Here is a 13,006-nt window from a genome sequence, read left to right as displayed (position 1 = left end):
TAGGTTTTTGTATGATTTTGTAGGTTCGCTTATAAGATGTGTGAGTAGCTTTTATAAATTCAAATTGAAAGCGTTCGCATGAAGGGGATGAACATAAATGAAAAAATTCGGATTGGCAACACAAATTTTTGTCGCGCTTGTTTTAGGGATTGTAGTAGGGGCAGTCTTTTATGGCAATAAAACGGCGATTTCTTATATCACACCAATTGGGGATATATTTATTCACTTAATTAAGATGATTGTAGTACCAATTGTTATTTCAGCATTAATTGTTGCGGTAGCTGGTGTAGGAGATATGAAAAAGCTTGGGAAACTGGGCGGTAAGACAATTCTTTATTTCGAAATTATTACGACGATTGCTATTTTAATGGGATTACTTGCAGCGAATATATTCCAACCAGGTACTGGTGTTGATATGAGTAATTTACAGCAAAGTGATATTTCTTCTTATAAACAAACAGCAGATGCAACGGAGAAGAAAGGTTTTGCTGAGACAATTGTTCACATTGTACCGAAAAACGTATTTGAATCGATTGCACAAGGTGACCTATTACCGATTATATTCTTCTCAGTATTATTCGGCTTAGGAGTTGCGGCAATTGGGGAAAAAGGAAAGCCTGTTTTTAACTTCTTTGAAGGCGTACTCGAAGCAATGTTTTGGGTTACAAATCAAGTTATGAAATTTGCACCATTTGGTGTATTCGCATTAATTGCCGTTACAGTTGCAAAATTTGGTGTAGCAACATTACTTCCGCTAGGAAAACTAGTGCTAGCTGTATACGTAACTGTTATACTATTCGTTGTGATTGTATTAGGTATTAATGCACGAATGGTTGGAGTAAACATTTTTACATTAATAAAAATTTTAAAAGAAGAACTGATTCTTTCGTTTACGACAGCAAGTTCAGAAGCTGTTTTACCTAATATAATGAGAAAAATGGAAGAGTTCGGTTGTCCAAAGGCAGTTGCCTCTTTCGTAATTCCGACAGGTTATACATTTAACTTGACTGGATCGGCTATTTATCAAGCGTTAGCGGCATTGTTTGTTGCCCAAATGTACGGTGTGCACATGTCACTGACAGAGCAAATAACGTTATTATTCGTTCTCATGTTAACATCCAAAGGTATGGCGGGAGTTCCAGGTGCATCGTTCGTTGTTGTATTAGCAACGTTAGGTTCAATGGGGTTACCACTAGAAGGTATCGCGTTAATTGCGGGAATTGACCGCATTTTAGATATGATTCGCTCATCTGTCAATGTATTAGGAAATGCATTAGCGGCCATTGTTATGTCGAAGTGGGAAGGCGAATTCGATAATGAGAAAGCAAAACAATATGTAGAAACAGTCAAAGAAACAAAAGCAGCATAAGAAATTGTTAAGGAGTGAATAATCATGGCAACATTAACTGAAGTTAAAAATGGTGTTCGAATTGAAAAAGATTTTTTAGGTGAAAAAGAAGTACCAAACTATGCATACTACGGCGTACAAACGATGCGTGCAGTTGAAAACTTCCCGATTACAGGATACAAAATCCATGAAGGCTTAATTAGAGCGTTCGCAATTGTAAAAAAAGCAGCAGCACTTGCGAATACAGATGTAGGAAGATTGGAATTGAACAAGGGTGGCGCAATCGCAGAGGCTGCTCAAGAAATTCTTGATGGAAAATGGCATGATCATTTCATCGTAGATCCAATTCAGGGCGGAGCAGGTACTTCAATGAACATGAATGCAAATGAAGTCATTGCCAATCGTGCTCTTGAATTATTAGGAATGGAAAAGGGAGACTATCACTATATTAGTCCAAATAGTCATGTAAACATGGCGCAATCAACAAACGATGCATTCCCAACAGCGATTCATATCGCTACATTAAACGCATTAGAAGGTTTATTACAAACGATGGGTTATATGCACGATGTATTTGAATTAAAAGCAGAACAGTTCGATCATGTGATTAAAATGGGTCGTACACATTTACAAGATGCTGTGCCAATTCGTCTTGGACAAGAGTTTAAAGCATACTCTCGTGTACTTGAACGTGATATGAAACGAATTCAGCAATCACGTCAACACTTATATGAAGTGAACATGGGAGCAACTGCAGTTGGTACAGGCTTAAATGCAGATCCAGAATATATTGAAGCAGTTGTAAAACATTTAGCTGCAATCAGTGAATTACCGCTAGTTGGTGCAGAAGATTTAGTGGATGCGACACAAAATACGGATGCTTATACTGAAGTATCTGCAGCACTTAAAGTATGTATGATGAATATGTCTAAAATTGCGAATGACCTTCGCTTAATGGCATCAGGTCCACGTGTTGGTTTAGCAGAAATTATGTTACCAGCTCGTCAGCCAGGTTCATCTATTATGCCAGGGAAAGTAAACCCTGTTATGCCAGAAGTTATTAACCAAATTGCGTTCCAAGTAATTGGTAATGACCATACAATTTGCCTTGCTTCAGAAGCAGGACAATTGGAATTAAACGTTATGGAACCAGTACTTGTTTTCAACTTACTGCAATCAATTAGCATTATGAATAACGGTTTCCGTGCCTTTACAGATAATTGCTTAAAAGGAATTGAAGCGAATGAAGATCGCTTAAAAGAGTATGTTGAGAAAAGTGTAGGAATTATTACAGCCGTGAACCCTCATATCGGTTATGAAGCTGCAGCTCGCGTTGCGAAAGAAGCAATCGCGACAGGGCAATCCGTTCGAGAACTTTGTGTGAAAAATGGTGTACTGTCACAAGAAGACTTAGAGTTAATTCTAGATCCATTCGAAATGACGCACCCAGGGATTGCAGGAGCAACTCTTTTAAAGAAAAATTAAAAGAAGAGGGGGACAAGCCCCTCTTTTTTGTTTACAATATAGAAATGCTATATATGAATAGAGGTAGGGATGTTATGAGCAAGTTTACAGTAGCTTCTAATGGTGCATTAGAAACAACATTAAGAGGAGCAGAAGTATTATCAACACCACTTTTAAATAAAGGGGTAGCTTTCACACAAAATGAAAGAGAAGAGTTAGGTTTAAAAGGGTTATTACCGCCAGCGGTTTTAACGTTAGAAGAACAGGCACGCCGAGCATACGAACAATTTAGTTCTCAGCCGGATGATTTATTAAAGAATGTATACTTAACTGCGTTACATGATCGAAATGAAGTATTATTTTATCGTATATTAACAGATCATTTACGTGAAATGTTACCGATTGTATATACACCAACTGTCGGTGTAGCAATTCAAAGATATAGTCATGAATATCGTAAACCACGTGGTGTTTATTTATCGATTAACGATCCATCAGGTATTGAAGAAGCATTCACCAATATTGGTGCAACAGCTGAGAACATTGATTTAGTCGTTGTAACAGATGGAGAAGGCATATTAGGAATTGGTGACTGGGGCGTTGGTGGTATTAACATTGCAATCGGAAAGCTAGCTGTTTATACGGCCGCAGTTGGAATCGATCCTAGCCGCGTATTACCGGTAATTTTAGATGTAGGTACAAACCGTGAGGAACTATTAAACAATCCATTTTATATTGGAAATCGTCACCCTCGTATAACAGGTGAAGCTTACGATGAATTTATTGATACGTTTGTACAAGCGGTAAATAAACAATTCCCGAAAGCACTTTTACATTGGGAAGACTTTAGCTCTCGTAACGCACGAAAAATTTTAGATAAATACCGTCATGACGTTTGTACGTTTAATGATGATATTCAAGGTACAGGTGCAGTTTCACTTGCGGCAGTATTATCGGCAGTGAAAGCTTCTGGTGTACCGCTAAGTGAACACCGCGTTGTTGTATTTGGTGCTGGTACGGCTGGAATCGGTATCGCAGATCAAGTTAGAGATGCGATGGTCCGCGTAGGTGTATCTGAAGAAGAATCATATAAGCGTTTCTGGTGTATTGATCGTAACGGGTTAGTTACAGATAATATGGAAGATCTTCTTGATTTCCAAATTCCGTACGCAAGAAAAGAAGCAGAAGTAAGTGAGTGGAAAGAAAATGATGTGATCGGACTTGCTGAAGTTGTGAAACATGTAAAACCGACAATTTTAATTGGTACATCTACTGTTGCAGGTGCATTTAAAGAAGAGATTATTAAAGAAATGGCTTCTCACGTAGAAAGACCAATCATTTTACCAATGTCGAATCCGACGCCACTTGCTGAAGCAAAACCAGCAGATTTAATCGAGTGGACAGAAGGAAGAGCGTTAGTTGCAACAGGAAGTCCATTTGAACCAGTTACATATAACGGTGTAACGTATGTGATTGGACAATCAAATAATGCACTTATTTTCCCAGGGCTTGGTCTTGGAACAATTGTAGTACGAGCAAGCGTCATGACGGATGGAATGTTCGCAGCGGCTGCTGAAGCAGTTGCAAGTATGGTAGATACAAGTCAGCCAGGAGCACCTATTTTACCAGAGGTCGAAGAATTACGTAATATCTCAGAAATGGTTGCAATTGAAGTAGCGAAAGTTGCAGTTGCAGAAGGTGTTGCAAGAGTGAACTTAAGTGATAACGATATCAAGATGGCAGTGCAAGAAGTAATGTGGAAGCCAGAGTATCGCCAAATAAAAGCGGTAGAAAAGGTTAGAATATAGAAAAAAAGCCCGTTTATAACAATAAGCGGGCTTTCACTTTTACTACTGAAAAAAAGTATAGGAAGTGTCACCTTTGAATTGGAATCAATTATGGAAGAAAGATATGTCCCTTTTAATTATATTAATGGTCGTTGTTCCGATTGCTGGGGAGCTGAACTTTCATCCCTTTAATGATACATTTCGAGTTAGCTTCGGTACACCGCTATTCTTCTTTTTATTATTATTTTTAAGAAGAGCACCAGCAGGAGTTGCAGGTATTCTTGTTGGTATATCTGTAGTCTTATTCCGAGTATGTCTTGACTGGATCATGCAAGGTTCATTTCATATGACAGAATCATTTTATTTGCGTTATCCTGTGTTCTTCTATTATTTTATTTATGGCAGTTTTTTTTCGCTTTGTAGGGTAAATAAGTTCCATCAGAAACCAATCATTATTGGATGCCTTGGAATTTCAATTGAAATTGTTGCAAGTATGTCAGAACTTGCGTTTTATCACATGTTAGTACTAGGTACAACAATAACGATTTCTGAAGTGAATAAACTTATTATTATTGCTATTTTTCGTAGTTTCTTTGCACTTGGTTTTTTAAATATGATGAATTTATATGAAACGAAATTAAAAGAATCGCAAGTTCGAAAAGAAAATGAAAATATGTTAATGCATCTTTCTAATTTATATGTGGAATCTGTTCATTTGAAAAAGACGTTACAAAATGCGGAGTTAATTACACAAGAAGCATATCAACTATATCGAAATTTACAAGTAAGCGCTGATTCAAGTAGTAAAACAGCATTGAAAATAGCGGGGGAAGTGCATGAAATAAAAAAGGATAATCAAAGGATATTTGCAGGGTTATCTAAACTGTTATTAGATAAAAATGTGGCTGAATATGTAGAAGGACATGAGTTAGCAGAGATGATTGTTAGAATAAACGAGAAGTATGCTGAAATGCTAGAAAAGGATATACGTTTTTCTAAACATATAGAAGGTGAGCATGCTGCATACCACGTGTATACAGTGCTATCAATTTTTAATAACTTAGTTGCAAATGCAGTTGAAGCAATTGAAGATAAAGGTTTCGTTATTATTAAGCTATATAAAAGAAATCAGCATATATTTTTTGAAGTAATTGACGATGGGCCTGGTATTACACAAAAGTATAAGAAATTAGTATTTAAGCCAGGATTTACTTCCAAGTATGATCAAACGGGAACACCGTCAACTGGTATTGGGCTTTCTTACATAAATGAAATGGTAACAGAGCTAGGCGGAGAAGTGAAATTAGAAGACCGAGAAAATAAAAGAGGATGTAAGTTTATCGTTTGTTTACCGGAGGATAGTTTAAAGCGGGAAGGGGAATAGATTTGTTTTATTATATCGTAGACGATGATGAAGTTTTCCGTTCGATGCTTTCGCAAATTATTGAAGATGGAGATCTTGGAGAAGTAATTGGTGAGGCGGATGACGGAGCTTTTATTGAAGCGGATCAACTAAATTTTAAAAAAGTAGATATTTTATTTATTGATTTGTTGATGCCGATGAGGGACGGAATTGAAACAGTTCGTCACATTGCGTCAACTTTCACGGGGAAAATCATTATGATTTCTCAAGTGGAATCGAAGCAGCTTATAGGTGAGGCATATACACTTGGTGTAGAATATTATATTACAAAACCATTAAACAAAATCGAAGTTGTATCTGTTGTACGCAAAGTGATGGAGCGTATTAGATTGGAGCGTTCTATACATGATATTCAAAAATCATTGAATAACGTGTTTCAGTGGGAAAAACCGCAATTGCGTACTGAACCAGTGCAAGAAGGAAAAAAGATAGGGGATTTAGGACGCTTTTTACTATCAGAACTCGGTATTGCGGGAGAGAATGGAAGTAAAGATTTACTTAGTATGCTGGAATATTTATATGGTCAAGAAAAGGCACAGACATTTGAGTTTGGCTTTCCTGCGTTAAAAGAAATTTTTCATCATATTACGATAAGGAAATTAGGGGATCTAGCTTTAGGTGCGGATATTGATAAAGAGAAAAAAGCGTCTGAACAAAGAGTACGTCGAGCTATTTATCAGTCGTTAAATCATTTGGCTTCTTTAGGACTAACAGACTTTTCAAATCCAAAATTTGAAAGCTATGCTCCAAAATTTTTCGATTTCACCGTAGTTAGAAAACGGATGACAGAAATGACGAAAGATGAACTCGCATCTTCTGGTCATACGCGAATTAATACGAAGAAGTTTATTCAAGTGTTGTATTTTGAGGCGAAGAGGTTGATGGAGATAGAGTGAAGAAGATGCTTATAAATAAGCATCTTTTTTTGTTAAATCAACATTTTATATTTTCTCGTGGAGCATGTAAAATGTTAAGTAAGAGAAAATGGTTTTATATTAAGGAAGTGTCAAAGCGATGAGTTTCACATTGAATAAATCGATTATTAAAGAAGTGTGCGGAGAGACCTCATATAAAAGAGGTGAAACCTATTATAAATCAAATAAAGTGATAATAGATCATTACGATGAAAATAAAGAAATTTGTGAGGCGACAGTAAAAGGGAACGAGGATTTCCATGTTACAGTAGCAAAAGCCAAAAAGGGTGATGTTGTTGCAAAATGTAGTTGTCCTTCATTAGCGTCTTTTCAAACGTACTGTCAACATGTTGCAGCAGTATTAATACAAATAAACTATAATCAACAAACAGGTGGAATGAGCTCCACTAGTAACAGAAATGATCAATTGACAAGTGGTATGTTTCAGCTGTTTGCAGACAAACCACTGAGGCCAAAAAGTAAACAACACCGTTTTGATACACGTGAAATATTAGATGTTGAGTTTATATGTACACCAGTAGCTACGAGAAGTGGTGGTGCTCTTCTTGGAATTCAATTGAAACTTGCCAAGTTGTATTTCATAAATCATATTAGAGAATTTCTTTCTAAGGTGGAGAAAAGAGAGTCTTTTCATTGTTCAAATGAATTTACATATACACCAGATGTACATAGTTTTAAACAAGAAACGGATGCAATTATTCAGCAGCTCATTAAAATGTATCATAACGAAAAAATGTATGAGGATGCGCTAGAAGTACATGCGAAACAAGATGAAAGTATGATATTTATACCACCAGCTTCATGGAAAGATATGCTCTCTTCACTTTCTAAAGTTGAATATGTACAGCTGAAACAAAATAAACAACTGTTTCAGGGATTACAAGTTTCAAAAGGTTTGTTGCCGTTACACTTTGAATTTACGAAGGGAAATAATGGCGGATTTACACTTCATATAGATGGTCTAAATCGTGTACAAGTTATGGATATGTATAACAATGCACTTTATGGTGGGAAATTATATCACTTACACATTGAAGATTGTATGCGACTTATTGAATTACAAAAGATGATGAGTCGCTCAAATAGTAATCAGTTTTATATTCCAGAAAGTAAGATGGAACATTTCGTCGCGAAAGTTGTACCAGGCTTAATGAAGCTCGGAACGGTACACATTGATGAAGTAATATCGGATCGTGTTGAAACACCTTCGCTAAAAGCGAAATTGTATTTAGACCGCGTGAAAAATCGCTTATTAGCAGGTCTTGAATTTCACTATGGGAACGTCATGATTAATCCGCTAGAAGAGGATGGACAGCCGTCTGTTTTTAATCGTGATGAGAAAAAAGAAAAAGAGATTTTAGACATTATGAGTGAAAGTGCCTTTGCAAAAACAGAAGGCGGTTACTTTATGCATAATGAAGAAGCTGAGTATAACTTTTTATATCACGTCGTGCCAACATTAAAAGGTTTAGTTGATATTTATGCGACGACAGCAATCAAATTGCGAATTAGTAAAGGGGATGCAGTTCCTCTTATTAGAGTGAGAAGAAAAGAAAGAATTGATTGGTTGTCATTTCGTTTTGATATAAAAGGAATACCAGAAGCAGAAATTAAAGGTGTATTAGCGGCCCTTGAAGAGAAACGTAAATATTATCGATTGGCGAACGGTTCGTTTTTGTCGCTAGAGAGTAAAGAGTTTAATGAAATTAATCAGTTTATAAAAGAATCAGGTATTCGGAAAGAATTTTTACATGGAGAAGAGGTAAATGTTCCGCTTATTCGGAGTGTAAAATGGATGAACGGACTTCACGAAGGCAATGTTTTAAGTTTGGATGATTCAGTTCAAGAGTTAGTAGAAAACATTCAAAACCCGAAAAAATTAAAGTTTGCTGTGCCAAATACTTTAAATGCAGAAATGAGAAAGTATCAAGTATATGGGTTCGAATGGATGAAAACACTTGCTCATTACCGTTTTGGCGGTATTTTAGCAGATGATATGGGACTTGGAAAAACGTTGCAAAGCATTGCTTTTATAGATTCTGTTTTGACTGAGATTCGAGAAAAGAAACTGCCAATATTAGTCGTTTCACCATCATCTCTTGTTTATAATTGGTTTAGTGAATTGAAAAAATTCGCCCCGCATATTAGAGCAGTTATTGCAGATGGAAACCAAGCAGAGCGCCGGAAAATTTTGAAAGATATAACGGAATTTGATGTCGTAATCACGTCATATCCATTACTGAGAAGAGATATAAGATTATATGCAAGACCATTTCATACACTATTTCTTGATGAAGCACAGGCGTTTAAAAACCCTACAACGCAAACGGCAAGAGCTGTGAAAACAATTCAAGCTGAATACCGTTTCGGACTAACTGGTACACCTGTAGAAAATTCATTAGAAGAGCTATGGTCTATCTTCCATGTCGTCTTCCCGGAATTATTACCAGGAAGAAAAGAGTTCGGTGATTTAAGGCGTGAAGATATAGCGAAGCGAGTGAAACCATTCGTATTAAGACGATTAAAAGGGGACGTATTAAATGAGTTGCCAGAGAAAATAGAGCACTTACAATCATCGGAGTTATTACCCGATCAAAAGAGTCTCTATGCTGCTTATTTAGCGAAGTTAAGGGAAGAAACGTTAAAGCATTTAGACAAAGACACGTTACGTAAAAATAAAATTAGAATTTTAGCTGGTTTAACGAGATTGCGACAAATTTGTTGTCATCCCGCTTTATTTGTTGATGATTACAAAGGAAGTTCAGCTAAATTTGAACAACTGTTAGAGATTTTAGAGGAATGTAGAAGTACAGGGAAGAGAATATTAATTTTTTCTCAATTTACGAAGATGCTTTCCATTATTGGTCGTGAGTTAAATCGACAAGCAATTCCATACTTTTATTTAGACGGGAGTACACCAGCGCAGGATCGTGTAGAGCTGTGCGATCGGTTTAACGAAGGAGAAGGAGATCTATTTCTCATTTCTTTAAAAGCTGGTGGTACCGGACTTAATTTAACTGGTGCAGATACAGTAATATTATATGATTTATGGTGGAATCCAGCTGTTGAACAACAAGCGGCCGATAGGGCGTATCGAATGGGACAAAAAAATACAGTGCAAGTTATAAAGCTAGTAGCTCAGGGAACAATTGAGGAGAAAATGCATGAACTGCAAGAAAGTAAGAAAAATTTAATCGCTGAAGTGATTGAGCCGGGAGAAGAGAAATTGTCCTCAATCACAGAGGAAGAAATTCGAGATATTTTAATGATTTAATATAAAAAAGCTATGCCTTCAAATTTATGAGGGCATAGCTTTTTTGTTGTAATAATTATATTTTGTTTTGTACAAAGTAAAGAAATCAAATGTTATTTAAATTACTTCTTTGTACCTTTACTTTTGTATGGTTTGGCAGCTGCCTTTTTCTTTGCACTTGATTGCCAACGGTTCCATCCTTTACTTCCTGTACCTTGTCCTACACCTTTTTTCGGTTTTGCTTTCGTTTTACTCATATGATCACTCCGTTATATAAAAATCTTATTTGATAATAGTCAATGATTTAGAAAATACTCTTTATAAATGACTATGATTGCTTTAAGTAAAAATAAACTGCTTGAATGCTATAGTATAACATGAATTTGCAAGTAAACTGAAAGGAATTATAAAGAAAATGAAAATAATAAGAAATACTGCAGATTCTATATTCCGAACGATCACATTAATTGTTGTGTATACGTTAGTTTCGGTCAGTGAAACATTTTTTGGATTGACGAGGCAGAAAAAGTAAAGATGTTAAATTAACAACAATCAATAAAGCCGTAAAATAAAGAATTGAAAAACATTTTAAAACTTTTTGTTGACTTTCTTTATTTTTTGTATAGAATAATCATTAATAAAATGTTTCAGAGATGTGACAACAAAACGACTATGAAAGGACGAGTAGTAGTAGGACGTAGTTTAAGCGAGTCAGGGGTGGTGTGAGCCTGATACGAAGCCTATTATGAAGAACCTCCTGGAGTTGCTAACCGAAATCCTTTATAGGAAAGTAGACTTAGCCGGGAACTTCGCCGTTACAAGAAGAACAGTATCGAGATATTTCATCTCCGTATTGTATAAGTGAGCAACCTCTGTTGCTAATTTGGGTGGTACCGCGGAACCAAAGCCTTTCGTCCCAGTTTTTTGGGAAAGAAGGGCTTTTTTTGTTGGCTTCTTTTCACAACATCCAAACATTTTAGGAGGAAACCACCATGTATCAATCATTAATGACAGTAAGAGAGACTCAAATCGCAATTAAGGAAGTTAAAACATTCTTCGAGGACCAATTAGCAAAACGCCTTGAACTATTCCGCGTATCTGCACCATTATTCGTAACGAAAAAATCAGGATTAAACGATCACCTAAACGGTGTAGAACGCCCAATTGAATTTGATATGTTACATTCAGGAGAAGAATTAGAAATTGTTCATTCACTAGCGAAATGGAAACGATTTGCATTACATGAATACGGATACGAAGCTGGTGAAGGTTTATATACAAACATGAACGCGATCCGTCGTGATGAAGAACTTGATGCAACGCATTCCATTTACGTTGACCAATGGGATTGGGAAAAAATCGTTCAAAAAGAATGGCGTACTGTCGATTACTTACAAAAAACAGTACAAACAATTTATGGAATATTCAAAGATTTAGAAGATCATTTATTTGAAAAATATCCGTTCCTTGGAAAGTATTTACCAGAAGAGATTGTTTTCATTACTTCCCAAGAACTAGAAGATAAATATCCAGAATTAACACCGAAAGATCGTGAACATGCAATTGCAAAAGAACACGGTGCAGTCTTCATTATCGGAATTGGTGATGCACTTCGTTCAGGTGAAAAGCATGACGGACGCGCAGCTGATTATGACGATTGGAAATTAAACGGTGACATTTTATTCTGGCACCCAGTACTACAATCTTCATTTGAGTTATCATCAATGGGAATTCGTGTTGATAGTAAATCGCTTGATGAGCAGTTAACGAAAACTGGTGAAGACTTCAAACGTGAGTATGATTTCCATAAAGGTATATTAGAAGACGTACTACCATTAACAATCGGCGGTGGCATTGGACAATCAAGAATGTGCATGTACTTCTTACGTAAAGCACATATCGGTGAAGTTCAATCTTCTGTATGGCCTGACGATTTACGTGCAGCTTGTAAAAAAGAAAACATTCATCTGTTTTAATAGAAGTGAGGGAATAGCTTAAATATAGAGCTATTCCCTCTTTTTTAAATTGTGTAAACGAATGGTTTACAGAGAGTTTTACTAATGGTTTCTTTCATTTATATCTCTTTTTATGTAATAATTTGTTAAAGGAGGGGACGTTATGAGCATAGGAGAGCAACTAAAAAAACTACGAGAATCAAAGGGGTTTTCGCAAGAGGATGTTGCTAAAAAGATTGGTGTGACGAGGCAAGCAGTGTACAAATGGGAAAATGATAAAAGTTATCCTGATATTGATAATCTAATTTTACTAAGCGAAATGTACAATGTTACGCTTGATGAGTTAATAAAAGGGAAACAGAATATTAAAGAAAAAATACATATTGATGAAGAAGATGAGGATTTTGAGAAAGAGAATGATTTTGGTTTTTATATTGGGTTTGGATTGCTAATTATGAGTGCATTCATTGATTATGAAGGAATACAAGTATTTGTATTAGGAGTTGCACTATTCATGATGGTTTTTTATTCGAATGTGAAGAAAGTTATTTTGAATGAATATAGATCGTTTTTTCAAGAGAAAGAGCGAAAAGATATATGTGATAAAAAGTGAGAAGAGTTAGTTATATTTCCTAGGAAAGGGTATAACGAATATTTTCATTGTATTATAATGATTTTAGGATATCGGTAATATGAAAGCTATTTGGGTAGATCCTTGAAATCTATATGTAAAATGATAATAAAGTTATTTAATTTTAAAAGCTCAAACAAGCATAACCCCGTTCTAAAGCTAGGACGGGGTTCAAAATATAATAATAAAATCGCTTAAGAGTCTACGTTT

The 13,006-nt window shown here is 35.9% G+C and carries 9 protein-coding genes and 1 other annotated feature; of the genes, 8 read left to right on the top strand and 1 reads right to left on the bottom strand.

What is annotated here, in order from left to right:
- The first annotated feature begins 97 nt into the window (after positions 1-97).
- From DN400_RS06280 to DN400_RS06255, 6 genes are all read left to right on the top strand, one after another.
- Positions 98-1,369 (top strand): cation:dicarboxylate symporter family transporter, encoded by a 1,272-nt coding sequence (locus DN400_RS06280; RefSeq protein ID WP_000713291.1) that lies wholly within the window; start codon positions 98-100, stop codon positions 1,367-1,369.
- A 24-nt stretch (positions 1,370-1,393) separates the two neighbouring features.
- Complete coding sequence (gene aspA, locus DN400_RS06275; RefSeq protein WP_000224194.1) at positions 1,394-2,833, top strand: aspartate ammonia-lyase; 1,440 nt, start codon at positions 1,394-1,396, stop codon at positions 2,831-2,833.
- Between the two features lie 74 nt (positions 2,834-2,907).
- Positions 2,908-4,620, top strand: coding sequence for an oxaloacetate-decarboxylating malate dehydrogenase (malS, locus tag DN400_RS06270; protein WP_065228756.1), 1,713 nt, complete (start codon positions 2,908-2,910; stop codon positions 4,618-4,620).
- Between the two features lie 64 nt (positions 4,621-4,684).
- Positions 4,685-5,983 carry a sensor histidine kinase gene (locus DN400_RS06265; protein WP_080477855.1) on the top strand — a complete coding sequence of 433 codons (1,299 nt, stop codon included), beginning with the start codon at positions 4,685-4,687 and terminating at the stop codon, positions 5,981-5,983.
- A 2-nt stretch (positions 5,984-5,985) separates the two neighbouring features.
- On the top strand, positions 5,986-6,918 hold the full coding sequence (locus tag DN400_RS06260) for a response regulator (RefSeq protein ID WP_006918521.1): 933 nt from the start codon (positions 5,986-5,988) through the stop codon (positions 6,916-6,918).
- Positions 6,919-7,036: 118 nt separating this feature from the next.
- Positions 7,037-10,231, top strand: a complete 3,195-nt coding sequence (locus DN400_RS06255; RefSeq protein WP_097853446.1) for a DEAD/DEAH box helicase — start codon at positions 7,037-7,039, stop codon at positions 10,229-10,231.
- Between the two features lie 101 nt (positions 10,232-10,332).
- Here the strand turns inward: DN400_RS06255 and DN400_RS06250 are convergent, their stop codons facing one another.
- Positions 10,333-10,467: a DUF3934 domain-containing protein gene (locus DN400_RS06250; protein ID WP_000047588.1), complete on the bottom strand. Its 135-nt coding sequence runs from the start codon at positions 10,465-10,467 to the stop codon at positions 10,333-10,335.
- A gap of 406 nt (positions 10,468-10,873) precedes the next feature.
- Positions 10,874-11,132: a binding site (T-box leader), on the top strand.
- 70 nt (positions 11,133-11,202) lie between these two features.
- On the opposite strand from DN400_RS06250, the gene asnA reads away from it, so the two are divergent.
- Both asnA and DN400_RS06240 read left to right on the top strand, forming a co-directional pair.
- Complete coding sequence (asnA, locus tag DN400_RS06245) at positions 11,203-12,186, top strand: aspartate--ammonia ligase (protein ID WP_000284912.1); 984 nt, start codon at positions 11,203-11,205, stop codon at positions 12,184-12,186.
- Positions 12,187-12,328: 142 nt separating this feature from the next.
- Positions 12,329-12,778 carry a helix-turn-helix domain-containing protein gene (locus tag DN400_RS06240; RefSeq protein WP_023521645.1) on the top strand — a complete coding sequence of 150 codons (450 nt, stop codon included), beginning with the start codon at positions 12,329-12,331 and terminating at the stop codon, positions 12,776-12,778.
- The last annotated feature ends 228 nt before the right edge of the window (positions 12,779-13,006 follow it).

It is taken from the genome of Bacillus sp. AR8-1 (assembly GCF_008042345.1).
Taxonomy (GTDB): Bacteria; Bacillota; Bacilli; order Bacillales; family Bacillaceae_G; genus Bacillus_A; species Bacillus_A cereus.
Note: the sequence above shows the minus strand (reverse complement) of the source record. Positions and strands in the feature narration are given on the sequence as shown.